The following is a 24,814-nucleotide window of genomic DNA, read 5'->3' as shown; positions in this document are numbered from 1 at the left end:
GCGCCGGGCCGTCAAGAGGTCTGCTCTGAGCTGCTGTGATGTGAGGCAGACAGAAACAGGTGCCTACGAGTATTGTTCAGTGCACCAACGAATACGACCTCGGGAGCGCACATGGCTGCGGTGGATCTGACCACCCACCCCGGGCACCTCGCCCGCAGGCTCCAGCAGGCCCACTACCTGCTCTGGAACACGATGGTCTCGGAGGAGATCACCTCACCGCAGTTCGCCGTCCTCAACACCCTCGTCGCCGAGCCCGGGCTCGACCAGCGGACCGTGGGGGAGCGGGTGGGCCTGGACCGGTCCACCATCGCGGAGGTGGTCAGCCGGCTCAGTCGCCGCGGACTCCTCGACAAGGTCCGCGACCCGCAGGACGGCCGGCGCTCGCTGCTGCGGCTGACGGACGACGGGGTGCGGACCCACCGCAAGCTCACCGTGCGCACGGCCCGGATGAACCAGGTCTTCCTCGCCCCGCTCTCCGCCGAGGAGCAGACGGTGTTCTTCGATCTCATCCGCCGGGTCGCCGACGCGGCCGAGGGGCTCCGCAACCCGGCGGAACCCCTCGTCGCACAGCCCTGAGCGTCCTCAGGCGGCCTTGGCGAACACCACCCACACCTGGCCCTTGGCGAAGTTGACCGGCGTGCCGTCCGAGGTCGTGAACTCGGTGCCGTCCGTGCCCTTCGGACGCTCCCAGTCGACGTCGTACGCCCGCCCGCCGCGCAGCACCTTCGCCTTCCCCGAGCCCACCGTGTGCGTGTACGGCGTGTAGTTGCCGAGGGAGTCGTGATAGTCCGACTTGGTCACCTTCACGTACTGCACGACGACCGTCGCGGGGGCCACTCGCTTGCCGTCGGTCGTCATGGTCGGGGTGCCGTCCATCGAGACCAGCCAGCGGGCCTTGTTCTGGGACCAGGTGAAGGTGAAGCTCGCCGCCGGGTAGCGGACGGTGCGCGAGGTCTCCGGTGTGCCGCCGGAGGGCGCGGCGCCGTAGCGGAAACCGGTGGTGAGCGCGTCGGCGCCGGGGGTGGAGGGCAGCAACCGGTCGGGGCGCAGGTAGAGGTTGTGTGGTGCGGGCTTGTCGGCGCCGCGGAAGTAGGCGCCGGAGACCTTGCCGGGCGTCTGCGCGACCAGCGGCGCCGCGTTGATCAGCGGCAGCAGCTTGCGCTGGGCGCCGGAGAAGGCGAGCGTCGGCCGGTCGAACTGGCGCAGCAGCTCCAGATCGGACTCGCGTGCGCTGCGCACCGGCCCGACGATCTTCGGCAGTTTGGTCGCGTACACCGCCATCAGGCGGCTCATCCCGCCCTCGACCTGCTCGACGTAGACGACGTCGGCCGAGTTCAGGCCGGTGTGGGGTCTCGCCCGGCCGGCGTTGTCGATCTTCACGGCGAGTACCTGGCCGGCGCGGCTCTCGTCGGGGCCCTGCTCCCGGCTCTGGTCGGGACCGCGCCCGTCGTCGAGCCGTTCGTCCGCTGAGGTGCAGCCCGCCGCCAGCGCGGCCGCCAGTGCTGTGGCCAGCAGCGCCGCCGTCGTCGCGGCCCGTCGCGTACGCCCCCTGTGTCGCATGCCCACCGAAGCCACCCCGTTCTGTTGTCAACGATTGTGCGCTTATCAGTTCATTGCTGGCCATACCCGCTCGAATTCGATTGCTCGCGTGGAATACACCGATCGGCGCACGGAGTGGTTCGCGGCGGACACCCCGGGTACCCGGGGCCGGGAGCTGATGGAGGGAGCCGGCGCGGTGAAGGCTGTGACATGGCACGGCAAGCGGGACGTCCGCGTGGAGAACGTGCCCGATCCGAAGATCCAGGAGCCGACCGACGCGGTGGTCCGCATCACCTCCACCGGCCTGTGCGGCTCCGACCTGCATCTGTACGAGGTGCTCACACCGTTCATGACACCCGGCGACATCCTCGGCCATGAGCCGATGGGCATCGTCGAGGAGGTCGGTGCCGGTGTGCCGGACCTCAAGGCGGGCGACCGCGTCGTGGTGCCGTTCCAGATCGCCTGCGGCGACTGCTGGATGTGCCTGAACGGACTGCCCACCCAGTGCGAGACCACCCAGGTCACCGGCGAGGGCATGGGCGCGGCACTGTTCGGCTACACCCGCCTGTACGGCTCCGTCCCGGGCGGCCAGGCCGAGTATCTGCGGGTTCCGCAGGCGCAGTTCGGGCCGATCAAGGTGCCCGAGGGGCCGCCCGACGACCGCTTCGTCTACCTCTCCGACGTCCTGCCCACCGCCTGGCAGGCGGTCGTCCACGCGGGCCTCCCGGAGGGCGCAAGCGTCGCCGTGCTCGGTCTCGGGCCGATCGGCGACATGGCCTGCCGGGTCGCCCGGGTGCGCGGTGCCGGGCAGGTGTTCGGGGTGGACCTCGTCACCGAGCGGCTGCGCCGGGCGCGGGGCCGGGGCGTGGAGACCTTCGACCTGAGGGACTTCGACGGCGAGAAGGAACTGGTTACCGCGATCCGCGACCGGACCGCCGGCCGCGGTCCCGACGCCGTGATCGACGCGGTCGGCACCGAGGCACACGGCAGCGCAGCCGCCCGCCTCGCCCAGCAGGCCTCGGGTCTGCTCCCGCGGGCGCTGGGCAGCCGGCTGGCGGAACGGTTCAGCGTGGACCGGCTCGCCGCCCTGCACACCGCCATCGACCTGGTCCGCCGCGGCGGCACGCTGTCGCTGGTCGGCGTCTACGGCGGTACGGCCGACCCGCTGCCGCTGCTGACGATGTTCGACAAGCAGATCCAGATCCGGATGGGCCAGGCCAACGTGCGCCGCTGGGCCGACGAGATCATGCCGTACCTGACGGACGACGACCCTCTCGGAGTGGACGACTTCGCCACGCACCGGGTGCCGCTGACCGAGGCGCCGCACGCGTACGAGATGTTCCAGCGCAAGCAGGAGGGCGCGGTCAAGGTGCTGATGAAGCCCTGAGGATCTCGTCCAGGTCGTAGCGGACCGGCTCCTCCAGCTGGGCGTAGGTGCAGCTCTCCGGCGTCCGGTCCGGGCGCCAGCGGCGGAACCGGGCCGTGTGCCGGAACCGCGCGCCGTTCTCCATGTGGTCGTACGCCACCTCGCACACCCGCTCCGGTCTGAGCGGCACCCACGACAGGTCCTTCTTGCCCGACCAGCGGCTCGGCGCCCCGGGCAGTCGGGCACTCTCGTGCGCCGCCTCCTGCGCCCACGCGGCCCAGGGGTGCCCCGAGGTGTCCTCCATGCGCAGCGGCTCCAGCTCCTCGACCAGTTCGGCGCGCCGCTTCATGGCGAACGCGGCGGACACGCCGACGTGCTGGAGGGCGCCCCGGTCGTCGTACAGCCCGAGCAGCAGCGAACCGACCACCGGCCCGCTCTTGTGGAAGCGGTACCCGGCGACGACGACGTCCGCCGTGCGCTCGTGCTTGATCTTGTACATGGCCCGCTCGTCCTGGCGGTAGTGCGAGGCGAGCGGCTTGGCGATCACGCCGTCCAGGCCCGCCCCCTCGTACTGCTCGAACCACTGCTCGGCCACCTCGACGTCGGTCGTCGCCGGCGCGATGTGCACCGGCGCCGTCACCCCGTTCAGCGCCGTGGTGAGCAGCGTCCGTCGGTCGGCCAGCGGCACGTCCAGCAGGGACTCGTCCGCCAGCGCCAGCAGGTCGAAGGCGACGAAGGAGGCCGGGGTGCGCTCCGCGAGCGTCCGCACCCGGGAGGCCGCCGGATGGATCCGCTCGGTGAGCGCGTCGAAGTCCAGCCGCCCGTCCCGCGCGATGACAATCTCCCCGTCCAGCACGCACCGCTCGGGCACCCGCTCCTTCAGCGCCTCGACCAGCTCGGGAAAGTACCTGGTCAGCGGTTTGCCGGTACGGCTGCCCAGCTCGACCTCGGCGCCGTCGCGAAACACGATCGCCCGGAACCCGTCCCACTTCGCCTCGTACTGCATGCCCGGCGGGATCTTCGCGACCGACTTGGCGAGCATCGGTTTCACGGGCGGCATCACCGGCAGATCCATGGTCCGATTCTGCTCGCATATGTCATCGGATGCCTGATATGCGAAGGGCGCCTACCGTGGCTCGCATGGGCGAAGCGGTGGAGCTGGAGGCGGGCGGGCGGAGCGTACGGCTGTCCAACCCGGGCAAGGTCTTCTTTCCGGAGCGCGGTTTCACCAAGCTCGACCTCGCCCGGTACTACATCGCGGTCGGCCCCGGCATCCTGCGTGCCCTGCGCGACCGGCCCACGACCCTGGAGCGCTATCCCGACGGCGTGGGCGGCGAGTGGTTCTTCCAGAAGCGGGCGCCGAAGAACATGCCCGACTGGATCCCGACCGCCCACATCACCTTCCCCAGCGGCCGCAGCGCCGACGAGATGTGCCCCACCGAGGAGGCCGCCGTGCTGTGGGCCGCCCAGTACGGCACACTCACCTTCCACCCCTGGCCGGTGCGCCGCGCCGACGTCGACCGTCCCGACGAACTCCGTATCGACCTCGACCCGCAGCCCGGCACCGACTTCGACGACGCCGTCCGCGCCGCCCATGAACTGCGGGCAGTGCTGGAGGAGTTCGGCGGGCTGCGCGGCTGGCCCAAGACCTCCGGCGGGCGCGGGCTGCATGTCTTCGTACCCATCGAGCCGCGCTGGACCTTCACCCAGGTCCGGCGGGCCGCCATCGCCGTCGGGCGGGAGCTGGAACGCCGGATGCCCGAGCAGGTGACCATCAAGTGGTGGAAGGAGGAGCGCGGCGAGCGCATCTTCGTCGACTACAACCAGACCGCCCGCGACCGCACCATCGCCTCCGCCTACTCCGTACGGCCCCACCCGCACGCCCCCGTCTCCGCGCCCCTGCGCTGGGACGAGGTCGGCGTCGCGCACCCCCGCGACTTCGACCTCGCGACCATGCCCGCGCGCTTCGCCGAACTCGGCGACGTGCACGCGGACATGGACGAGCACCGCCACTCGCTGGAGGCGCTGCTGGAGCTGGCCAACAAGGACGAGCAGGACCACGGGCTCGGCGACCTGCCGTACCCGCCCGAGTACCCCAAGATGCCGGGGGAACCCAAGCGGGTACAGCCGAGCCGGGCCCGCAAGGAGCCGCCTACAGCTCCCTGATCCGGATGTCCCGGTAGGAGACCACGTCGGTCGTGCCGTGCACCTGGAGCCCGATGTAGCCGGAGGCGAACCGCCGCCCGTCCGTGCCCGGGTCGTCCGAGCGGGGCGGGTAGAAGTCCTGGCCTCCGGTGTTGTCGAACTCGTTGATCAGCACGCCGTTGCGGTAGACCGAGTAGTGCTGGTCCACCACCCGGATCTCGTAGTCGTTCCAGGTGCCCTTCCCGGTCACGCCCGCGCCGGCCAGGCCCACGCGGTCGAAGCCGTAGATCGAGCCCGTCTTGTACATGTCGCCGTCGGGCCGGTCGAGCACCTGCACCTCGTGCCCGTACTTGATGGCGACCCACTCCGGACGCGTCTCCTCCGGGTGGTCGTGGACCCACGGGAAGCGCACGAACACACCGGAGTTGGCGTTGCCGGTGCCCGGTGCGTCGTCACGCCACTGCAGGCGCAGCGAGAAGTCGCCGTACTTGCGCTGCGGGAACCACAGCATGCCGAGGCCCGCCTTCGTGGTGCCGCTCGTGATCGAGCCGTCGGCGTTCAGTGCGAACGAACCGCCGCCCACGTGCTGCCACTTGGCGAAGGAGTCGGCCGTGCCGTCGAGGATCTTGCGGTAGCCCTCGGTCTGGCCGGGCCTGCCGATGTCCGACTGACGGGCGGCCTTCTGGATGGCGTTGTACTCGCGCTGGTCGACAACCCCTTCCTTCAGCAGCGCGTCCAGTACGGACTTCACGTGCTTGAGGAACAGCGCGTGGGACGTCCACTCCCTCTCGTCCTCGATCAACTCGTTGATCCGGCACCGGTTGTTGGTGACCCGGTTCGGCACACCGGAGTCCACGGTGCCGACGATCACCGTCAGCCGCTCGTCGTACTCGGGGCAGGGCGGCGCAGGCACCTCGCCCGCCACCACCGTGAAGCTCACGGTCCTGGCCTCGGAGGTGTTGCCCGCCTTGTCGGTGGCCCGGTACGCCACGGTGTGCGCGCCCACCCGGTCCACGACCACGGGCGCGGTGTAGGCGAGGTAGGGCCCGCCGTCGAGCGAGTACTCGATGCCCGCGACCCCGCCCGCGTCGGTCGCGCTGACGGTGACCTTGGCGCTCGCCACGTACGCCCCGTCGGAGTTGCGGGTGCCCTCGACGGTCACGCCGGTCACGGGCGGTGTCGTGTCCTGCGGCGGCGCGGCGACGACCGTGAACCCGACGCTCTTCTCCGCCGCCACGTTCCCCGCCTTGTCGGTGGCGCGGTACCGCACGGTGTGCGTGCCGACCTGATGCACCATCACCGGCTGGGTGTACGGCTGCCAGGCGCCGCTTCCGACGGCGTACTCGATCGTGTTCACCCCGGATCCGGTGTCGGAGGCGGAGACCGTGACCGTGGCCATGTCGAGGTACGCGCCGTCGGCATTGCGCTCGCCGCTCACCGTCGCCGAGGTCTCCGGCGGCGTCGTGTCGTCCGAGGGCTGGGCGACCACCGTGAACGCGGCGCTCTTCTCCGCGGAGACGTTGCCCGCCTTGTCGAAGGCCCGGTAGCGCACCTTGTGGTCGCCGACCTGGTCCACCACGACCGGTGTCGTGTACGGCAGCCAGGCGCCGGTGTCGCCGATCGCGTACTCGACGCGGTCGACGCCGGAGCCGCCCTCGTCGGTGGCGTGGATCATGACGCTCGCCGAACCGACGTACTGGCCCTGGGAGTTCTGGGTGCCGCTGACATGGGCCGAGGCCTCGGGCGGGGTCGTGTCCTCGCCGGTGCCCTCGGTGACGACCAGGATGCCCTGCATCTGGCCGTGGCCCGGGATCGTGCAGGAATAGAAGTAGCGGCCCGGGGTGAGCGTGACCTCGGCGGTGTACCGGCCGCCCTGGTCGTCGTTCGGGCTCGCCAGGATGTTGAGCTGGACGTCGCTGTTGAACTCGGGATCGCTGGTCGCGAACGTCAGGGTGTGCGGCATGCCCGTGGTGTTGCCGGTCGCCGCACTGTTCTCGAAGACGATCGTCGTCGGCCCGGCCACCGCGGTGGTGGGCGCCGAGGTGTACTTGGTGATGTCGTCACCGGCCGTCCAGGTCAGCACCTGCGCGGCGGCGGCCTGCGGCTCGGGCTGCGCGCCGGCCGGCACCGACTGCACACCGAGCATCAGCAGTACGGCGGCCAACAGGGCGGTCCAGAGTCTTCGTTGCCGTGTCACTGCTCTCCCCTCGCCAGTTGGCCGGCGGCCGGGGTCGGCCCACCGCCCGTGTAAGTGACCCGCCACAGCGCCGACTTGGCGTCCGAGGTGAAGAAGCCCCGGCCGTAGTCGAGGACGTACAGCGCCCCGTCCGGGCCGAACTTCCAGTCCATGAGGTTCTTGATGCCGTCCGCACCGACCGGCACGATCTTCTTCAGCGACTCCGAGTGCACGGGGAGTCCGCCGTCGCCGTGCGTCCTGGGGTCGGTGATGACGGCGTTGCGCGGCTGGGCGCCGTCGTAGAAGTCGCCGACGAACCACTTGCCGTCCCAGTACGCGGGCCACTTGGTTGTACTGGTGCTCGTCTCGTCGTAGCGGTAGACCGGGCCGTTCATCGCGGCCTGGCCGCCGCCCTTGAGCCACGGCAGCAGATAGGTCGACTGCTCCTGCTGGTAGGAGGGGATCCCGTTCGCGTCGCGCGGGAAGTCCGGGCCGCCGCCCTGGGGCGAGTACCAGATGTTGTTGCCGGTCACCGGCGGCAGGTTGACCAGGCCGTCGTTGTTCGGCGACTCGTTCTTCGGGTGGTCGCAGTCGTACCAGCCCAGCGGCTTCGACGGGTCCGGCAGATTGCGGTCCCGGTAGGGCTGTTTGTTGCCCATGCAGTACGGCCAGCCCCGGTTGCTCGCCTTGGTGATCACGGCGAACGTGTCGTACTTGGCCGGGCCCCAGGTCGGCGAGGGCGCGCCGGCGTCCGGGCCGACCCAGCCCGCGTAGAGGATGTCGGTCTGCCGGTCGACGAAGATACGGGCCGGGTTCCTGACCCCCATCACATAGATCTCGCCGCGCGTCTTGCCGCCGCCCTCGTCCGTCTCCCGGCCGGTGAACAGATTGCCCTCGGGGAGGGTGTATGTGCCGTCCGGCTCGGGGTGGATGCGCAGGATCTTGCCGTTGAGGTTGTTGGTGTTGCCGGCGGTGCGGCGCGCGTCGGCGAAGGAGACGCCCTTGTAGTTCGGCTCGGGGTTGTTGCCCGAGTAACCGTCGCTGAACCGGCTGGAGTTGTTGTCCCCGGTCGCGATGTACAGGTTGCCCTTGGAGTCCCAGGCCATCCCGCCGCCCGAGTGACAGCAACTGTGGATCTGGACCGGCCACTTGAGCAGCACCTTCTCGCTCGCCAGGTCGAGCTTGTTGGTGGCGAGGTCCAGGGTGAAGCGGGAGACGCGCCGCTCGGCCATGCGGGTGTCACGGTTGATCTGTGCGTGCGGGGTGTAGTGCAGATACACCCAGCCGTTCTCCTGGAAGCGGGGATCGAGCTCGATGCCGAGCAGGCCCTCCTCGACCTTGACCAGCTCGTCGCCGCCGCCCTTGTTGCCGAACACCGTCAACGCGCCCGCCAGGGTGACCTTCTTGGTCTGCGGGTCGTAGACGTGGATCTCGCCCTTGCCCTTGCCGATGTCCGGGTTGTTCCAGTCGGTGACCACGGGCTGGGAGGAGTCGGCACCGCCGCGGCCGATGTAGAGCACCCGCCCGTCGGGGGCGGTGACCAGGCCGTGCGGCTCGCCGATCTGGTCGTTCTGGCCTGGCTGGTTGGGCTGGGTGAGCCGCTCGGCCCGGTAGTTGCCGGTGATCGTGGCCTGGCAGTCGGCCCGCACCAGCCGGGTCGTCCACAGCAGGGCGCCGCGCAGATGGGTGCGGAAGTCCGTCTCGTCGTACGACGAGACCGTGCCGCCCATCCCGGTGTAGAAGGAGCGGCCGCCGTCGTAGTCACGGCACCAACTGACCGGATGGTCCGGGCCGTTGGCGCTCGCGCCCGGCTGGTAGGTCGACTCGCGGACGCGGGCCACGGTGTGCACCTGGCCCGACGGGTTGGTGGTCCAGTTGAGCCACCGGTCGGGACGCTTCCACTGCACGGGCAGGTCCTTGGTGGCCGGATGCCGGCGGTCACCGACCTCAACCGTGGCGCGCTGTACGGTCGTTGGGCTGGGGGCGGCAGGCCGCGCGCCGATCAGACCGGTGAACCAGTCCGAGTACGGCTCCGCGCGCGCCGCGTCGTGCAGGCCGACGAAGCCGCCGCCCGCCTCCATGTAGGCCTCAAGGCCCGCCTCCTGCTCCGGATCGAGGACGTCACCGCCGCCGGTCAGGAACACGATCGCGTTGTAGCGGCCGAGTTGCGTCTCGTCGGTGAACACCGAGGCGTCGTCCGTGGCCTCGACCTTGAAGCGCTGGTTCGCCGGACCGGACAGGCCGATCCGCTCGATCGCCTCGATCCCGGCGTTGACGACCGGCGACTCCTCGCCGGCCGCGGCGGATCCGTGGAAGATCAGCACCCGTACATTCGCGCCGCCCGGCGGCGACTTGACGGACATCGTTGTCAGCGGTGGTTCGGGTCGCGCGCTCGCGGCAGGGCCGGACAGCAGCCCGGCCACGACGGCCGCGGCGGTCACACCCGCCGCACAGACCCGTCTTCTCGTGCTCAACCCTCGTAAGTGCATGGGCACCTCCTCGGTCACAGCAGCAGCGCCAAGGAAGCTAGACCTCTTTGCACGACTCGCCAATACCTATGACCGCAATGGCACGAACTTTGTCCTGGGTGTGGAAAAACGAGGGCGCCCTCGGTACCGTCGCACAGGTTCATCACAGGTGCGTCTCCGCAAATTCCGTATCAGGGTGGGGAGTTCCGCATGGACAGACGCGGGTTCAACCGTCGGGTGCTGCTGGGCGGCGCGGCCGTCGCGACATCGTTGTCCCTCGCTCCGGAGGCCGCGATCGCCGACACACCGGCGAAGACGGCCCCGGCCGGGGGCGAGGTGAAACACATCAAGCTCTACGCCGAGAAGCTCGCCGACGGACAGCTGGGCTACGGCTTCGAGAAGGGGAAGGCGACGATCCCCGGACCGCTCATCGAACTCAACGAGGGCGACACGCTGCACATCGAGTTCGAGAACACCATGGACGTCGCGGTCAGCCTGCATGTGCACGGGCTGGACTACGAAATCTCCAGCGACGGAACGAAGTTGAACAAGAGCGACGTCGAACCCGGCGGCACCCGCACCTACACCTGGCGCACCCACGCCCCCGGCCGCCGCAAGGACGGCACCTGGCGGGCGGGCAGCGCGGGCTACTGGCACTACCACGACCATGTCGTCGGCACGGAACACGGCACCGGCGGCCTCCGCAAGGGCCTGTACGGTCCGGTGATCGTCCGCCGCAAGGGCGACATCCTCCCCGACGCGACCCACACGATCGTCTTCAACGACATGCTCATCAACAACAAGCCGGCGCACTCCGGGCCCAACTTCGAGGCCACGGTGGGCGATCGCGTCGAGTTCGTGATGATCACGCACGGCGAGTTCTACCACACCTTCCATATGCACGGTCATCGCTGGGCGGACAACCGCACCGGCATGCTCACCGGCCCCGACGATCCGACCCAGGTCATCGACAACAAGATCGTGGGCCCTGCGGACTCCTTCGGCTTCCAGGTGATCGCGGGGGAGGGCGTCGGGGCGGGCGCGTGGATGTACCACTGCCATGTCCAGAGCCACTCCGACATGGGGATGGTGGGGCTGTTCCTGGTGAAGAAGACGGACGGCACCATCCCGGGCTACGAGCCGCACGCACCGCACACGCAGAGCGAGCCCGACGAGCCGCCCGCCGCGCACCGGCACTGACATCAGCCGATGTCCAGCACGGACCAGGCCGTGGCCGGTTCCTCCTGGACGTAGAGACGGGCGCCGCGCGAGACCACCCGGTGGCGGCCGAGCGCTTCGCCACCGGGGCGGACCAGCCGGCTCTCGGACAGCGGCTCGACGGCCGAGTCGGTGAGACGGCAGTCGACGAGCCGTGGGGCTCCTTGCCGCGGCGCCCGAACAGCACGACGCGGTCGCCGCGCACGGCGAAACCCACGGCCGGACCGGACCGGGTTCTCCCGCACGCGGACCGAGTGGCCGGGGCCGATCTCCAGCAGCGGGAAGCGGGTGTACGGGCAGGCCCAGACGGTCCCTCGGGACACGTTCAGCGCGTAGCAGTCGGAGACCGAGTGCGCCGCGTCGGCCGGTGAGCAGGCCCACATGCTCTCGTCCGTGCTGCTCCAGTGGCGCAGCCCTGCTTACTGCCCTCCCGGCAGTGCGGCGAGGTGCCGGAAACCCGCGGTCACGGCGTTCAGTTGCGTCTGATTGGTCCAGCCGTCCCCGACGGTGACCACCACCGCGTCGTACGGTTCGCGCGGTGTGCCCCGGGGGCAGCAAGTGTGCGTGGCCGTCGGCGTCCGCAAGAGCCATTTCCGCACCCGAGAGAGCGCTCTCACCCGTTCGCGCGCCCGGGACTATCCTGATCCGCAGCCGCCGGTGAGGAGTCCCGATGACCGACACAGCCCCGCGCCCCACCCTGGAGGCCGTGGCCGCCCGGGCCGGAGTTTCGCGGGCCACCGTCTCCCGGGTGGTCAACGGCGGGGACGGCGTGCGCGAACCCCTCGTCGAGCGGGTGCGGCGCGCGGTGGAGGAGCTCGGGTACGTGCCCAACCAGGCCGCCCGCAGCCTGGTGACCCGGCGGCACGACGCCGTCGCCGTCGTCGTCGCCGAACCGGAGAGCCGCGTCTTCGCCGACCCGTTCTTCGCGCTGCAACTTCGAGGCATCAGCAAGGAGTTGACGGCCCACGACAACCAGCTTGTCCTGCTCCTCACCGAGGGCCGCGACGACCACGCCCGGGTCGCCCGCTACCTGGCCGGCGGCCATGTCGACGGCGCGCTGGTCTTCTCCCTCCACCTCGACGACCCGCTGCCCGGACTGATCCAACAGGCCCGCATCCCCACGGTGTTCGGCGGACGGCCCGGCTGGAGCGGCGACAAGGACGGTGTCGTCTACGTCGACAGCGACAACCGGGGCGGCGCCCGCGAGGCCGTGCGCCATCTCGTCGACCTCGGCCGCACCCGCGTCGCCCACATCACCGGCGCCCTCGACCAGACGTCGGCGGTGGACCGGCTGGACGGCTACCGGGACGTCGTGGGAGACACCGACCCGGGGCTGGTCGCCGAGGGCGACTTCACGCCGGGCGGGGGCGAGCGGGCGATGCGCGAACTCCTCGACCGCCGACCCGACTTGGACGCTGTCTTCGCCGCCAACGACCTCACCGCCTCGGGCGCCCTGCGGGTGCTGCGCGAGTGCGGGCGGCGGGTGCCGCAGGACGTGGCCGTGGTCGGCTTCGACGACATGCTGCCGGTCGCGGAACAGACCGATCCGGCGCTCACGACGGTGCGTCAGGACATCGAGGAGATGGGGCGGTTGATGGCCCGGCTGCTGCTGGGGGCGGCGGACGAGGCGGCGGACAGTGTGGTGCTGCCTACGACATTGGTGCGTCGGGCGTCGGCCTGAGGGCCTCCAGGGCCTGTTCCAGCAGCTCCTCCCGGTCCTCGGGATCCGGGTAGTTCTCGTCGTCGGCGGGCAGTTCGGCCCAGCCGGCCTGTTCCAGGTGCTCCAGGAGTCCGGTCAGCTCGGCACGTGCGTCGTCGGGGATCGTGACGTCGAGACCGCAGATGAACTCGATCGCGGCGATGAACGCGGGCTCGACATCGGACCGTTGGAGTTCCGCCGTCAGCCGCGCGAACGCTCCGGGCTCCTCCCGGAAGAGCGCCCCTTCCACGACGGCGGCACGGATTCCCGCATCCTCCGCGTCGGCCCTACGGGCCAGAGCCCGAGATGCCGTGCGGGTGTGGGCCTCCTCGGCGCAGACGATCAGGGCCAGGGAGCGTGCGGCGCACCGCGCGACCGTGATGTCGGGGTCATGGTCCATGACGTCGATCAGCTCGGCGACCGCGCGCGCCTCCTGCGGCTGTTCGCCCGCCATGGGATCCAGCCCCGAAGCGGCGGCGGCCCGCACTCGGGCGTCGGGGTGGTGCAGTGCGGTCAGGAACACCTCGACCGGGGGGTCGGCCATCTCCTGGTGGTTGCGGAGCACGGTGTAGCAGCGCAGAGCGGTGCTGAGCGTGAACGGCTCCTGCTCCGGTACGCAGAGCCGGTCGAGCGTCGCCCGGATCGCCCCGCGCCGCAGGGCGTCGTTGAAGAGGAGCATGCAGTGCAGCGCTTCCACGCCCAGCGTCACCCGGTCGGGCTCCGCGCTCCGGCACAGGGCGAGCGCCTCCTCGATGTGCAGCGCGGCGAGGGGGCGATCCGTCCAGGATTCGTCGTCGGGCCCTTCGCTCAGCGCGATGAGGATCTCGGAGCGCTCTTCGCTGTCCGGGGCGTGGGCGAGAGCCTGCGCAAAGGCGGCCTGTGTCTCCTTCCGGCTGCGTTCTTCCTGGTCGGAGGCGAGGGGTACCGCGCGGAGCATGGCCTCGTGCAGCAGTTCCACGGCCGTGCCGAAAGCGACCATGTAGGCATAGGAGTCCGGTTTCATCCGGGCCAGTTCATGGTGCCTCCAGCCCTGCTTGCGCAGTCGCTCCAGCCTGCCGCGCACGTCCTCGGCCAGATCGTCGTCGACCGTTTCCACGGCCGTATCGGCCCCGTACTCCGCCAGGAGCGCGGTCCAGTCCTGCACAAGGGCCGCGGGGTCGTCGACGCGGGATGCGAACATGTGCTCGATGTGCTGACGTGTGGCCCGATCCCGGCGGAGCGCGGTCGAGAAGGGCCACGCGATGTCGTGGAACGTCTCCGGCGTCGGCTCCCGGTCCAGTGCCCGAGCCAGCTCCCGCACCGCCCACTCCAGGTCGGGCGCCTCGGCGATCTCCGTGGCCGCGGCCGCCCGGACCTCCGCCTGCGCCGACCTCAGCCGCAGCGACAGCTCCTCGCGCCGCTCCTGCTCCTTCTGCGCCCTGCGCCTGCCGAAGAACATCCCGACAGCCTAGGGCGCGCTCCGACGGCGATTGTCAGTGGGCGGTGGAAGACTCGGCAGAGCAGGAGACGGGACCCCTCAGAGGAGGGCATCATGCTCACCACCCGTTTTGTCCACGGCGCACCCAACTGGGTCGATGTCAGTACGGCCGACATCGACGGCGCCACTTCCTTCTACCGCGCCCTCTTCGGCTGGGAGTTCCGGTCGGCGGGACCCGAGGCCGGCGGCTACGGCTTCTTCCAGCTCGACGGCCGCACCGCCGCCGGCGGCATGCAGACCACGGCCGAGCAGGGCCCGCCCGCCTGGACCGTGTACTTCCAGAGTCCGGACGTCGACGCCACCGCGAAGGCGGTCGAGGAGCACCACGGCAGTGTGCTCATGCCGCCCGACGACGTCATGGACAAGGGGCGGATGGCGATCCTCGCCGACCATGCGGGCGTGCACTTCGGGGTCTGGCAGCCGGCCGCCCTCAAGGGCCTGGACGTGGTGGGCGACCCCGGCTCCCTGTGCTGGGTCGAGCTGTACACCCCGGACATCGCCCGGACCGCCGCCTTCTTCGACTCCGTGTTCGGCTGGGAGACCTCGGCCATGACCTTCCCCGGCGGCGTCTATACGTGCATCAACCCCGCGGGGACCGGCGACGACGCCATGTTCGGCGGCCTCGTTCCGCTGGCCGCCGACCCGACCGGAACCGAGACCGAGCCCTACTGGCTGCCGTACTTCGAGGTCACGGACACCGACGTCGCGGTGAGCAAGGCGCTGGAGCTGGGCGGCACCGTCCGGATGCCCGCCACGGACGTGGCGGGCGTGGGCCGTATGGCCAAGCTGGCGGACCCCTTCGGCGCACGCTTCGCGGTGCTCAAGGGCACGACGCAGGAGGGCTGACACGCCGCGCGGAGGTCTGTGCCGCGCGCCGCCGTGCATTCGGGCGCGCGGCCGGTCCATCATCGTGCGGTCGCCCGGGGCCCCGCCGCGAGGCGTTGATCCGGCGTTGATCGAACGTTTTTCGCCGCCCGGCACGCTTCAGGCCATGTACTTCGACACACTCACCACGCCCGACCTCAACTGGCAGGAAGAGGCGTTGTGCGCGCAGACCGGGGCGGACTTCTTCTTCCCCGAGCCGGGCAGCTCCGTCCGGGAGGCGAAGCGGATCTGCGGCCTGTGCCCGATCCGCTCCGCCTGCCTGGAGTACGCGCTCGACAACGACGAGCGTTTCGGCGTCTGGGGCGGCCTGTCGGAGAAGGAGCGTCTCGCGATCAGGCGTACGTCACACTGAACCGCCGCGTCCCGGCCGGCACCTGTACGTCCCGGCCCGTCACCGCGAGTTCGCGTCCGTCCGCGGACGCCGCCCGCACCTCGCCGAAGGCGCACGGATAAACGAACCGCACCCCTTCGGGCGCCTGCGTGACCTCCACCGTCACCGTCCGCTCCGCCGGGTCGTGCGCGAGCCGGTAGCCGAACGGCGAGCCGAACAGGGTCGGCGCCGTCTCCACGGTCACCGGTTCACCGCCGGGCACCCAGTGCGGCCGTATCCCCGGCGCGATGTACAGGTGCGGGTCGCGGTCCTCGTCGGCCTCGAAGAAGAGGATGTCGCGGATCAGCAGCAGATACTCGGCCGCCGCCCAGCCGTGCGGGATGTCCCCCATGTACCAACGGCCGTACGGCGCTTCGTGGAAGTCGGAGGCCACCGGGTAGGCGTGCTGCTCGTTCCAGGCGCCCAGCGCCGCGTGCCGTCCGGCCACGGCCGGGAAGCCCGCGCCGACCGTCCAGCCGAGCAGCGCGTCCATGCGCCCCGGATTCCCGGCGAGCAGATACGCGTGCGCCAACTGCATGGTCAGATACGGCCCATAGGCGTACCAGGCCGCGTCGTGCCGGAAGCCGCCCGTCACGCAGTGCGCGTACATCGTGTCGAGCGTGAAGCGGGCCGCGGTGTCGATGTCGTCGCCCAGCTTGCTGCCCATGTGCAGGCGCAGCGGATGGAAGTAGGCGGCCGTGCCGATCATCGTCGAGTCCAGCCGCCCCACGTCCGCGGGCCCGGTCGGAATGTACGTCTCCCACGCGCCGCGCCCGCGCTGCTCGCCCAGCACCCAGCGGACCGAGTCACCGGTGGCCCGCTTGACGTCGTCGAAGATGCCCCACAGTTCCGGGACTTCGGGCGCCCCGATCCGCTCGGCCAGCCGCGCCGCCTCGTACAGCCCGGCCAGTGCCCACAGGTCGTCCCAGTAGTGCGGCTTGTCGCGCTCGCCGAGGTGCTCGGCGCTCCAGCCGCTGTGCAGCAGGCCGTACTGGTCGCGGTTGTCGCGCAGCCAGCGGGCGGCGTCGCGCACGTACGGGACGTACAGCTTGGCGCCGAAGGCCGTGCGCGGGCCGCTGGTGCGGTCGTAGCGGCCGATCGCCCACAGCGCCTGGCCGTTGCTGTCCCACTCCCGGTCGTCCTTCTCGTGCGGGCCGCCGTAGAAGCCGTACTCGGCGCACGGCCCGATCCGGCCGGTGCCGCGGTTGAACCTCAGCGGGTAGTGGGTGCCCAACTGCCCTTCGGCCAGGGCCGCGTCGCCGACGAGCGAGCAGGCCGTCGCTTCGACGGAGGAGTCGCGGATCCAGAAGGAGTCGTACACGGTGGGGCCCGGATGGATCTCGCCGTGGTCGGAGAGGATCAGCAGTTGTGAGCGCGCCTGCCGGAACAGGTCCGTCAAGTGGCCGACGGGACGCGGCAGTCCGGGCTGCAGCCCCTGTTCGAGAAGCTTCGCCGTCCAGAAGTCCCGGCTCGCGGACTCCAGTTCGGCCGTCGACGGTCCGCGCAGCTCACTGAGGTCGGCGGAGCCGCTGAAGACGTCCACCGGAAGGCGGACGCCGATCTCGAAGACCTCGTCCTCCGCCACCCGGAACGGCCACCCGAACACCGCGCTGCACAGGCCTGCCACCTGGTCCTGCGCCTCCAGCGCGCCGTTCAGCTTGCCGCCCACGACCAGGTCGTGGAACGCGCTGCGGGTGAGGTACGCGTCCGGGTCGAAGGAGAAGTCCGTGTTGCCGTAGACCCCGAACTGCTCCGGCGCGGTGTCGAAGACCGGGCCCCAGCCCGAGTTGGTCTCCACCCGCTGCTCGTCCGGCAGATAGCGCAGGAAGGTCAGCCGGCGGTCGGTGATCTGGCGTCCGTTGCGGTCGTGCCGCTGGAAGCCGCTCGGGCCGGCCGGCAGCACCGCCGCGCAGAGCAGCCCCTCGCGCAGCTGCCCCGTGGGGCTGCCCACGGTCACCCGCGTGACGGTCAGGTCCCGTTGCCGGGGCCCCACCGGGGCGGCGAACGTGCGCTGTACGAACTCGACCTCCTCCGGTGTGCGGAACGTCGTCAGCACGACCGGCAGATGCGGTGCCTCCATCCGCTGCTCCACCTGCCCGCCGTCCGGGAGTTGGGGCAGCCGCAGGCTGCCCGTCGCCGGTTCGTACAGGAAGAAGCAGAGACAGTACTTGTCGTAGACCGGCTCGATCTCGCCGGCCTGCCCGATCAGGGACTCCTGACGGTGGTCCTTCACCCCGACCATGTGCCAGTAGCGGTACAGGGCGTTGGAGGCGAAGGCCGCCTCCTTCGATTCGTAGGTGCCGGAGTCGAAGTCGTCGCTCCAGCGCCGGAAGGCCTGTTGCGCCCACCAGGGCACGGGATACGGGACCCGGTCCCGCCCTGCCCAGCCGCGCCACATGACCTCGTAGAACATCCACTCATGGGTCTGGGCCATGGTGTGTCACCCCCTTCGGGCACCGTTGCACCGTCCGGGCCGGTCGTAAATCGGTGCGACCGGCCGAGCGGCGTGCGGTTAGGATCCGGGGGCGCACCCGGGCGTAGCGCAGAGGCAGGCGCACCCGCCTTGCCCAGGCGGAACACATCGGTTCGAATCCGATCCCCGGGACCGCGTCGGGGGCCCTGTAGAGCAGAGGCAGACTCGCCGCCTTCTCAGGGCGGTCACGCCGGTTCGAATCCGGCCGGGGCCCACCACAGGCACGACGGCACACACGGGGCGGGAACATGGGCGACGGCATCGACGAGGAGGAGCTGGCCGCCTTCCACCGCACGGTCGGCCGGCTGCGGGCCCTGCCCGTCGACGACCCGGTCCGGCTGCGGGCCGAGCAGGTCGCCGCCTCCTTCGCCCGGGACGGGCGGCTGCGCCGGCGCAAGACCCGCGGCGCCGAGGCATCGGCCGCCGACGCCGCCGTCATGGCCGCGACCGCGACGGGCGCCCGGGACCGCCGGGAGGACGCGCCGCTGGCCGTCTCCGGCAGCGCGGGGGCTTTCCACAAGCCGCGCAGTTGCTATGTCTGCAAGTCCCCGTATCGACAGGTCGATGCCTTCTACCACCGGCTGTGCCCGCGGTGTGCCGCCGACAACACCGCCCGGCGCGCGCTGAGCACCGACCTGAGCGGGCGCCGGGCGCTGCTCACCGGCGGCCGGGTGAAGATCGGCTTCCAGCTGGCGCTGATGATGCTCCGCGACGGCGCGGAACTGCTGGTGACCAGCCGTTTCCCGCACGACACCGTGCGCCGCTTCCGGGCCGAGCCGGGCAGCGCGAAGTGGCTCGACCGGCTGACCGTCCTCGCCGTCGACCTGCGCGACCCGCGCCAGGTGCTCGGCCTGTGCGAGGAGCTGCGGGCCGCGGGCGAACCGCTGGACATCCTCGTCAACAACGCCGCCCAGACCGTACGGCGGCCACCCGAGTCGTACGCGCTGCTGGCGGCCGGGGAGTACGACGCGCTGCCCGAAGGGGCCCGGCAGGCGCCCGGCTTCACCCCGCTGCGGATGCTGGGGAGCGGGGCCGCCGCCCTGCCCGCCGCGCTGCGCGAGGCCGACGAGGCCGGGCTGCTGCCCGACCCGTCCCCGGAGAACTCCTGGTCGGCCCGGCTCGGCGCGCTCGACCCGGCCGAGGTCCTGGAGACCCAGCTGGTCAACGCCCTTGCCCCCGCGCTGCTGTGCGACCGGCTGCTGCCGCTGTTGCTCGCCTCGCCGCACCCGCGCCGGTACGTGGTCAACGTGACCGCGGTCGAGGGCCGGTTCGCCGTCCGCAACAAGATGGCCGGCCATCCGCACACCAACATGGCCAAGGCCGCCCTGAACATGCTCACCCGCACCAGTGCCGCCGAACTCGCCGAGCGGGGCGTGCACATGTGCGCCGTCGACACCGGTTGGATCACCGACGAGAATCCGGCGCCGAAGAAGGCGCGGATGGCCGAGTCCGGGTTCCGTACACCGCTGGACATCGTGGACGGGGCGGCGCGCGTGTACGACCCGATCGTGCGGGGAGAGGCCGGGGACCCCGTCTCCGGTGTGTTCCTCAAGGACTACCAGGAGGCGGAGTGGTGAGCGAGGGCAAGGGTTTCGCCGGGGTGCCGCACGTCGTGCCGCGCCCGCTCGTCGATCTCGCCCCGCTGCTCCAGTGGCTGCGCTCGGGCCAACCGGTCGAGGAGCGCCGGGACTTCACGGCCGGGACCGCCCTGCCCGACGGCCGGCTCGACCTGTGCAAGCAGGCCCTGGGCGCGGACGGCGCCGCCCTGGTCGCCGAGGCCCTGTCCCAGGGCCCGGCCCCGGTACGGCACCTGCTGCTCGGCACGGACGCGCTCGGCGACGACGGTGCCGCCGCCGTGGCCGGGACGGGCGCGGACGTCGAGACGCTGTACCTGGGCTGCAACGGCATCACCTCCGGCGGCGCCTGCCGTATCGCCGACCAGTTGCGCGCCTCCCCGCAGGTGGTCACCGGCGTGTGGCTCAAACGCAACCCGCTGGGCAGCGGGGGAGGGCGTGCGGCGGCGGAACTCATCGAGTCCGCCCGGTCCCTGCGCACCCTCGACCTCGTCCAGACGGGACTCGACGCGGCCGGTGCCGCCGCCCTCGCCGACGCGCTGCTGACGGCCGCCGCCCACGGGCGCCGGATCGAGCGGCTCTTCGTCGGCGGCAACCCGCTGGGAGAGGCGGGCGCGGAGCCGCTGGCGGCCGTGCTCGCCGCGGGCGCGATCGACGAACTCTACGTCTCCGCCGCCCGGTTGGGCGACGCGGGCGCCCTCCGCCTCGCCGACGCCCTGGACCGGGCCCCCAACGGCCGGCTCAGCCGGCTGTCCGTGGCCAGCAACGGCATCGGGCCCCGGGCGGCGGCCCGGCTGGTGGCGGCGGCGACCACGGCCGGTGCGACCCTGCTCGACCTCGGCCGGGTGCGGGCCGCGGCCGTGCTCGGCGCGAGCGACAACCACCTCGACCTGACGGCAGCCGAGACGATCGCCGAGGCCCTCACGGCCGCCGAACACCGCCTCGCCCACCTGGTCCTGAGCCACACCGGCCTGCGCAGCCGCGAGGCCCACCGTCTGCTGGACGCCGCCCCCGGTGCCGCCACCGCCACCCGCTTCGTCCTCGGCCAGGGCATCGCCGCCAGCATCAAGCGCCGACTGGAGGCCCTGAGCGCCCACGTCCCGCCGCCGACGGTCCCGGCGGACGTGGCGGCGGTCCGCAGCGTGCACCGCACGGCAGCCCCAAAAGCCTGAGCCTCACCGCGGCAGCGCCATGAATATCTCCGTCCAGAACCGCTGTTGCTTCTGATCCGCCCCCACCAGGTACGTCGCCCGCAGCTTCGCCGGCAGCAGGGCCACCAGGCGGATCACCACCGTGCGGTGCTTCTTCAGCTGGGACAGCTCGGCGTTGGCCAGGATCTGGTGCACCACGTCGCTGTCGTCGGCGCCCTCCTCGGAGTGCTCGGCGGCCCTGCGCAGTCGGGCCTCCCACGCGTCGGCGTCGCGGGCGAGTTCGCGCAGGCCCGTGACCGGCCGGCCGTTCAGCCGGTCCATCAGGGCCGTGAGCGGCACCGGCGCGTACTCGCCGTCGCCCAGGTACACCGTCGCCATCTCCAACGGCAGCCCCCGCCGGTGCAGCTTGATCAGCCGCTCCAGGGTGCGCTTGGTGATCCAGGCGCGGCCCTCGTCGTCGATGTCGTGCTTCCACCACTCCAGCACCGTCTCGGCGTCGGAGCCGTACCGCGCGAGCAGCCACTCGTTGGCCGGGATGTCCTCCGGCGCCACCTGGAGCGAGGCCGTGAAGCGGGTCGCCTGGGCGATGTTGTTCCGGGCGACGAGCAGCTTGCGGCCCAGGTGGTACGGCGGGTTCTGGACGGCGATCTGCGCGCGCAGGTTCTCGATCGGCCGTCCCGCCAGCGACCACTCCTGGGTGACCTCCATGAGCTTGGCGAACGCGGCCTTGTCCTTGGGCCGGTTGTACTCGTCCCACACGATCGCCTTGGGCTCGGGCCCGGTGAACTTCGCCGCCAGCAGGTTCTCCAGCGTGCCGTCCGGTGAGGGCACCGGCGCGCACAGGTCCTCGACATTGGTCACCGGCAGCGAGAAGTACAGCGCCTCACGGCCCAGCCCCTCCCGCAGCGTCTGCCGCACCAGCTCCGTCTTGCCGCACCCGGGCGGGCCCTGGAGCAGCACCGTCCAGCGGCCCCGCAGCGCGGCCCGCACGACCTGCCGTACCGGGTCCGGGATCGTCGAGGGGTTGGCCACGCCCAGCGACTCGGCGATCCGGTCGAGGATCTCGGCCGTGCGGTTCTGCCCGGGCCTGCCGTCCGGGCCGGACTCGGCCAGCCGCAGCCGCTCGCCGTCGACCAGGGGCAGGCCCCAGCGCAGCGGGAAGCCCTCGCGCGCGTTGGCCAGGATGTGATCGAGCGTGCGCGGGGAGAGCAGCTCGCGCAGCGAGGGCGGCAGCGAGGCCCACAGCGTGAACACCGGCCCGAGGTCCCACGGGCGGTACTTGGCCGCCAGATGCCGCCGCCAGGACGTGTCGTTGGCGGTGATCCGCAGGGTGACCATGCGGTCGAGCAGCGCCAGGTCGCTGCGCCGGGCCGACGTCTCGGCGAGTGACTCGTTGTCGGCGAGGAAGACACCGACGCAGCCGAGCGCCCGCAGATCGTGCTCGCCGAGCGTCCAGTTGCAGGCGATCTGCATCAGCTGCGACTGGATCGTGTCGCCCGCCTGCAACGAGTCGTCGATGAGCAGCACGAACGGGCTGCCCGGCTTCAGCTGGCTCATCACCAGCTGGCGCAGCACGAGTTCACCGGTGTGCGGGTCCCGCACCGGCGCGTTGACCAGCAGGTCGTCCGGGGTGAGGTTGGCCGCCGGGACGTACACCAGGGTGGTGTCCGGGTACGCCCGCCCGATGTGCGAGAAGAACGTTGCCGTCTTGCCGATGCCGTGCTCGCCGAAGACCTGGCCGGTCTGACCCAGGTCGATCATCGCGTCGATGAAGGACTCCAGGCGCGAGGCCGTCAACTGCTGTGTCCGGTTGGTCATTTACCGCGATCCTGTGGTCACGCGATGGCAGTCCATCGCGGGGGTGTGCGTCTCGGGCCACTCACTGCCGCCCTCCGTTATCAGCCAGATCCATTTCTCCGGCTCGGCGGGCGTGATCGGGGGCGCGTATCCGTCGGTGAGGACGACGACCGCGTCCGGGGTCTGCTCGAAACGGCGGCCGTTCACCTCCGTGCGGCCCTCGACGTAGTCGGCGACCGCCCCGAAACTGGTGCCGCCTCCGCCGTAGACACGCTCGCCCGGCCTGAAGGGCATCACCACGCCGTCGAAGGACAGCCAGTGCGCCTCCACGCCGTCGATGCGGCCGACGAGTTCGGTGAGCCAGGTGATCACGTGGCGGGGCATCGAGCCCGAGGTGTCGTAGGCGATGACCAGGACCTTGTCGCGGACCGGGCCGCGCCGCGAGAGCATCGGGTCCTGGCCGAGGGCGGCGAGCAGCGCGCCCCGCTTCTTCGGGTACACCAGCCGCTCGCCCTCGCGCAGTTTCGAGGCGAGCACGTCGACCAGCCAGCGCTGCCACCAGTGGACCGTACGCGTGCGCGTGGTCTCGCCGCGCAGGATGCCCGCGCCCAGTTGCCCCCACAGCTTCGCGGCCCGCGGGTTGCCGTCCTCGGTGCGGCCCATCAGGTCCAGCAGCTCCCGCTCGGCGCCCGTGTGCCCGCGCCTGGCCGCCAGCAGGGAGTTGAGCAGCGCGGAGGAGCCGATCGCGTCGACGGTCTCCTGGTCGGCGGGGACCGCCCCGTCCACCAGGTGCAGACACAGCCGCCGTTCGGGCACCGGCGGGCGGTGCATCCGCTTCAGCTCGCCGTACACCCGCATGTCCGTCGCGGTGAACGCCTCGTAGTCCAGCGGCTCAAGGCCGTGCGCCGTCAGGTCGGCCCGGTAGAGCTCGTGCACCGCGCGCGGGTCCACGCCCGTCGGCCGGCCGTCCAGCAGGGGCAGTTCGCGACGGCCGAGCCGGACCAGCGCCACCTGGTTGATGGACACCTCCGCGGCCAGCTCGAAGACCGGGTCGGCGCGCAGCTCCGGGTCGGCGAACAGATGCCGGTGCACCAGATGGCGTGCCTCGTGGAACAGCACGAACTTCACGCCGTCCAGGCCCAGTCCGACGAAGAAGTCCGGGTTGAACAGCAGCAGACAGGAGCCGTCGCCGGAGGCCACCACGGCGGCCGTGTCCACCGCCGTCGTCGCGATCTGGTGGTGGCATTTCGCGTACAGCCAGGACGCCACGGCCGACTCGGTCAGCCCGAAGTCCAGCAGCGCGGCCTCCTTCAGCCGACGCGCCTCCTCGACCGTCCCCGCATCCGCCGGGCGGTACCGCTCAAGCGCCCTGCGGTCGGCGAGGTCGACCACAGGGACACGCCGCCCCCGCTCCCCGTACGCCATGCGAAGCCCCCCGTGCCCGTTGTCCCCCGTGGATCATTGGTACCAGGACCCACTGACAACGGGCCAAGGCATTACGATCTGCCCCCAAGGGCGGGGTCGTAGCGCAGAGGCAGGCGCACCGGTCTCCAAAACCAGAACACGCCGGTTCGAATCCGGCCGCCCCGCCCCCCTTTTCGCCGGGTCAGGCGATGGCGCCCGCGGTGACGACCAGCTCGGGTGCGGTGCCGTGGAACGTCTCCATCAGCTGCGCCAGCACCGCCCAGGCCTCCTCGCGGTCGCCCAGGTGCTCCTGGACGAGTGGCCGCAGCGCGTCCTCGGCCTCGCGCACATGCCGGGGGAAGAGGGTCCGCCCCATCCCCAGCACCTCCAGAACGCTGACGGCGGGGTCGTACGACAGCGCGAAGCGCTCCACTCCCTCCAGCACGCCCGCCTGCCGCAGCCGGTGGGCGAACTTGGCGTGCGAGCCGAATCCGGCCCGTACCGAGGGCGGGCAGTCGGGGCGCACGGACAGCGCCCAGCGCGCGTACCCGGGCAGCGGACGCTCGCTGTCGGCCTCGCCGGCCGTCCGCCAGTCGTCGCGGGTGAGGACCATCGAGGCGGCGGCGCGGCCCTCGCCCATCGAGGTGACCGCGCGCAGACAGCCGACGAGGCCGAGACGGACGTAACTCCGGGGAACCTCCGGCTCCTGGCCCATGAGCAGGGCGTCCACCCGGACCGGGTCGGTGCGGCCGGGCCCGAACGGCAGCCCGCGGACGACGGCGCGGCGCAGACCGGGGTCCCGCTCCAGGTGCGGCCACACCACGGCGTTGAGCGACGGATCGTCGTTCTCCAGGATCCACAGCGCCACCGAGGCCGGCAGCAGGCGGGACCAGTTCCACGCGCGCTGGAGCCGCCGCAGGGACGCCTCCGGGGCCTCCGGGCCGGGCAGGCCGGTCCGGGCCCGGACCCGTGCGGCGGTGTCCTCGCCGACCAGCCCGAGCAGGAATCCGACCGCCTGTTCCGACCTGCTGTTCTCACGCATGGCCTGCATGATGCCGCAGGCCCGCGATCT

Annotated in this window: 19 protein-coding genes and 3 tRNA genes; 12 read left to right on the top strand and 10 right to left on the bottom strand. The window is 71.3% G+C overall.

The features are described from left to right. Positions 1-111: 111 nt before the first annotated feature. A complete protein-coding gene (locus tag AB0Q90_RS20950) occupies positions 112-576 on the top strand; it encodes a MarR family transcriptional regulator (protein WP_363159971.1) in 465 nt (154 codons plus the stop codon). 6 nt (positions 577-582) lie between these two features. Here AB0Q90_RS20950 and AB0Q90_RS20945 read toward each other — a convergent pair whose 3' ends face one another. After that, a complete protein-coding gene (locus tag AB0Q90_RS20945; RefSeq protein WP_363159972.1) occupies positions 583-1,560 on the bottom strand; it encodes a DUF3048 domain-containing protein in 978 nt (325 codons plus the stop codon). A gap of 175 nt (positions 1,561-1,735) precedes the next feature. Between AB0Q90_RS20945 and AB0Q90_RS20940 the strand changes: the two genes are divergently transcribed. Further along, positions 1,736-2,926 (top strand): zinc-dependent alcohol dehydrogenase, encoded by a 1,191-nt coding sequence (locus AB0Q90_RS20940; RefSeq protein WP_363160085.1) that lies wholly within the window; start codon positions 1,736-1,738, stop codon positions 2,924-2,926. Here AB0Q90_RS20940 and AB0Q90_RS20935 read toward each other — a convergent pair. Then, positions 2,904-3,980, bottom strand: coding sequence for an ATP-dependent DNA ligase (locus AB0Q90_RS20935; RefSeq protein ID WP_363159973.1), 1,077 nt, complete (start codon positions 3,978-3,980; stop codon positions 2,904-2,906). The genes AB0Q90_RS20940 and AB0Q90_RS20935 overlap by 23 nt on opposite strands. A 65-nt stretch (positions 3,981-4,045) precedes the next feature. Here AB0Q90_RS20935 and ligD point away from each other — a divergent pair, with 65 nt between their 5' ends. Further along, positions 4,046-5,071: a non-homologous end-joining DNA ligase gene (ligD, locus tag AB0Q90_RS20930; RefSeq protein WP_363159974.1), complete on the top strand. Its 1,026-nt coding sequence runs from the start codon at positions 4,046-4,048 to the stop codon at positions 5,069-5,071. Here the strand turns inward: ligD and AB0Q90_RS20925 are convergent. Continuing rightward, complete coding sequence (locus AB0Q90_RS20925) at positions 5,058-7,196, bottom strand: family 16 glycoside hydrolase (RefSeq protein WP_363160086.1); 2,139 nt, start codon at positions 7,194-7,196, stop codon at positions 5,058-5,060. The two genes, ligD and AB0Q90_RS20925, sit on opposite strands and share 14 nt — an antisense overlap. Before the next feature lie 47 nt (positions 7,197-7,243). Further along, positions 7,244-9,715, bottom strand: a complete 2,472-nt coding sequence (locus AB0Q90_RS20920) for a ThuA domain-containing protein (protein ID WP_363159975.1) — start codon at positions 9,713-9,715, stop codon at positions 7,244-7,246. Positions 9,716-9,904: 189 nt separating this feature from the next. Between AB0Q90_RS20920 and AB0Q90_RS20915 the strand changes: the two genes are divergently transcribed. Beyond that, a complete protein-coding gene (locus AB0Q90_RS20915; protein WP_363159976.1) occupies positions 9,905-10,894 on the top strand; it encodes a multicopper oxidase domain-containing protein in 990 nt (329 codons plus the stop codon). A 2-nt stretch (positions 10,895-10,896) separates the two neighbouring features. Here AB0Q90_RS20915 and AB0Q90_RS20910 read toward each other — a convergent pair whose 3' ends face one another. After that, positions 10,897-11,295 carry a hypothetical protein gene (locus AB0Q90_RS20910; protein ID WP_363159977.1) on the bottom strand — a complete coding sequence of 133 codons (399 nt, stop codon included), beginning with the start codon at positions 11,293-11,295 and terminating at the stop codon, positions 10,897-10,899. A 287-nt stretch (positions 11,296-11,582) separates the two neighbouring features. Between AB0Q90_RS20910 and AB0Q90_RS20905 the strand changes: the two genes are divergently transcribed. Then, positions 11,583-12,593, top strand: coding sequence for a LacI family DNA-binding transcriptional regulator (locus tag AB0Q90_RS20905; protein ID WP_363159978.1), 1,011 nt, complete (start codon positions 11,583-11,585; stop codon positions 12,591-12,593). On the opposite strand, the gene AB0Q90_RS20900 is transcribed toward AB0Q90_RS20905, so the two are convergent. After that, positions 12,562-14,049, bottom strand: a complete 1,488-nt coding sequence (locus AB0Q90_RS20900; protein WP_363159979.1) for a hypothetical protein — start codon at positions 14,047-14,049, stop codon at positions 12,562-12,564. The two genes, AB0Q90_RS20905 and AB0Q90_RS20900, sit on opposite strands and share 32 nt — an antisense overlap. Positions 14,050-14,142: 93 nt before the next feature. Here AB0Q90_RS20900 and AB0Q90_RS20895 point away from each other — a divergent pair, with 93 nt between their 5' ends. Together AB0Q90_RS20895 and AB0Q90_RS20890 are read left to right on the top strand one after the other, a co-directional pair. Further along, positions 14,143-14,934, top strand: coding sequence for a VOC family protein (locus AB0Q90_RS20895; protein WP_363159980.1), 792 nt, complete (start codon positions 14,143-14,145; stop codon positions 14,932-14,934). 145 nt (positions 14,935-15,079) lie between these two features. Beyond that, positions 15,080-15,325, top strand: a complete 246-nt coding sequence (locus AB0Q90_RS20890; RefSeq protein ID WP_363159981.1) for a WhiB family transcriptional regulator — start codon at positions 15,080-15,082, stop codon at positions 15,323-15,325. On the opposite strand, the gene AB0Q90_RS20885 is transcribed toward AB0Q90_RS20890, so the two are convergent. Beyond that, entirely contained in the window at positions 15,306-17,777 is a 2,472-nt protein-coding gene (locus tag AB0Q90_RS20885; protein WP_363159982.1) for a hypothetical protein, read from the bottom strand. The genes AB0Q90_RS20890 and AB0Q90_RS20885 overlap by 20 nt on opposite strands. A gap of 96 nt (positions 17,778-17,873) precedes the next feature. On the opposite strand from AB0Q90_RS20885, the gene AB0Q90_RS20880 reads away from it, so the two are divergent. The 4 genes from AB0Q90_RS20880 to AB0Q90_RS20865 all read left to right on the top strand — a co-directional run bounded on the left by AB0Q90_RS20880 (position 17,874) and on the right by AB0Q90_RS20865 (position 20,562). After that, positions 17,874-17,948, top strand: a tRNA-Gly gene (locus tag AB0Q90_RS20880). Between the two features lie 10 nt (positions 17,949-17,958). Continuing rightward, positions 17,959-18,030 (top strand) — tRNA-Glu (locus tag AB0Q90_RS20875). 34 nt (positions 18,031-18,064) lie between these two features. Further along, positions 18,065-19,393, top strand: a complete 1,329-nt coding sequence (locus tag AB0Q90_RS20870; RefSeq protein WP_363159983.1) for an SDR family oxidoreductase — start codon at positions 18,065-18,067, stop codon at positions 19,391-19,393. Continuing rightward, positions 19,390-20,562: a ribonuclease inhibitor gene (locus tag AB0Q90_RS20865; RefSeq protein ID WP_363159984.1), complete on the top strand. Its 1,173-nt coding sequence runs from the start codon at positions 19,390-19,392 to the stop codon at positions 20,560-20,562. Before AB0Q90_RS20870 ends, AB0Q90_RS20865 begins: the two co-directional genes overlap by 4 nt. A gap of 3 nt (positions 20,563-20,565) precedes the next feature. On the opposite strand, the gene AB0Q90_RS20860 is transcribed toward AB0Q90_RS20865, so the two are convergent. Both AB0Q90_RS20860 and AB0Q90_RS20855 read right to left on the bottom strand, forming a co-directional pair. Continuing rightward, positions 20,566-22,359, bottom strand: coding sequence for an AAA family ATPase (locus tag AB0Q90_RS20860; RefSeq protein WP_363159985.1), 1,794 nt, complete (start codon positions 22,357-22,359; stop codon positions 20,566-20,568). Then, positions 22,360-23,763 (bottom strand): hypothetical protein, encoded by a 1,404-nt coding sequence (locus tag AB0Q90_RS20855; protein WP_363159986.1) that lies wholly within the window; start codon positions 23,761-23,763, stop codon positions 22,360-22,362. Positions 23,764-23,853: 90 nt separating this feature from the next. Here AB0Q90_RS20855 and AB0Q90_RS20850 point away from each other — a divergent pair. Continuing rightward, positions 23,854-23,929: transfer RNA gene (locus tag AB0Q90_RS20850), tRNA-Trp, on the top strand. A 15-nt stretch (positions 23,930-23,944) separates the two neighbouring features. Here AB0Q90_RS20850 and AB0Q90_RS20845 read toward each other — a convergent pair. Then, entirely contained in the window at positions 23,945-24,784 is an 840-nt protein-coding gene (locus AB0Q90_RS20845) for a hypothetical protein (protein WP_363159987.1), read from the bottom strand. Between the last annotated feature and the right edge of the window lie 30 nt (positions 24,785-24,814).

The sequence above is a fragment of the Streptomyces sp. NPDC079141 genome, from assembly GCF_040686775.1.
Taxonomy (GTDB): domain Bacteria; phylum Actinomycetota; class Actinomycetes; order Streptomycetales; family Streptomycetaceae; genus Streptomyces.
The sequence above is the reverse complement of the archived record's forward strand: the minus strand, read 5'-3'. Positions and strand labels throughout refer to the sequence as shown.

Coding starts and splice junctions, on each gene's coding strand:
- AB0Q90_RS20920 (WP_363159975.1), bottom strand. CDS start 9,715: ATGCACTTACGAGGGTTGAGCACGAGAAGACGGGTCTGTGCGGCGGGT.
- AB0Q90_RS20925 (WP_363160086.1), bottom strand. CDS start 7,196: ATGCTCGGTGTGCAGTCGGTGCCGGCCGGCGCGCAGCCCGAGCCGCAG.
- AB0Q90_RS20905 (WP_363159978.1), top strand. CDS start 11,583: ATGACCGACACAGCCCCGCGCCCCACCCTGGAGGCCGTGGCCGCCCGG.
- AB0Q90_RS20900 (WP_363159979.1), bottom strand. CDS start 14,049: ATGTTCTTCGGCAGGCGCAGGGCGCAGAAGGAGCAGGAGCGGCGCGAG.
- AB0Q90_RS20950 (WP_363159971.1), top strand. CDS start 112: ATGGCTGCGGTGGATCTGACCACCCACCCCGGGCACCTCGCCCGCAGG.
- AB0Q90_RS20895 (WP_363159980.1), top strand. CDS start 14,143: ATGCTCACCACCCGTTTTGTCCACGGCGCACCCAACTGGGTCGATGTC.
- AB0Q90_RS20945 (WP_363159972.1), bottom strand. CDS start 1,560: ATGCGACACAGGGGGCGTACGCGACGGGCCGCGACGACGGCGGCGCTG.
- ligD (WP_363159974.1), top strand. CDS start 4,046: ATGGGCGAAGCGGTGGAGCTGGAGGCGGGCGGGCGGAGCGTACGGCTG.
- AB0Q90_RS20890 (WP_363159981.1), top strand. CDS start 15,080: ATGTACTTCGACACACTCACCACGCCCGACCTCAACTGGCAGGAAGAG.
- AB0Q90_RS20935 (WP_363159973.1), bottom strand. CDS start 3,980: ATGGATCTGCCGGTGATGCCGCCCGTGAAACCGATGCTCGCCAAGTCG.
- AB0Q90_RS20885 (WP_363159982.1), bottom strand. CDS start 17,777: ATGGCCCAGACCCATGAGTGGATGTTCTACGAGGTCATGTGGCGCGGC.
- AB0Q90_RS20910 (WP_363159977.1), bottom strand. CDS start 11,295: ATGTGGGCCTGCTCACCGGCCGACGCGGCGCACTCGGTCTCCGACTGC.
- AB0Q90_RS20915 (WP_363159976.1), top strand. CDS start 9,905: ATGGACAGACGCGGGTTCAACCGTCGGGTGCTGCTGGGCGGCGCGGCC.
- AB0Q90_RS20870 (WP_363159983.1), top strand. CDS start 18,065: ATGGGCGACGGCATCGACGAGGAGGAGCTGGCCGCCTTCCACCGCACG.
- AB0Q90_RS20855 (WP_363159986.1), bottom strand. CDS start 23,763: ATGGCGTACGGGGAGCGGGGGCGGCGTGTCCCTGTGGTCGACCTCGCC.
- AB0Q90_RS20860 (WP_363159985.1), bottom strand. CDS start 22,359: ATGACCAACCGGACACAGCAGTTGACGGCCTCGCGCCTGGAGTCCTTC.
- AB0Q90_RS20845 (WP_363159987.1), bottom strand. CDS start 24,784: ATGCGTGAGAACAGCAGGTCGGAACAGGCGGTCGGATTCCTGCTCGGG.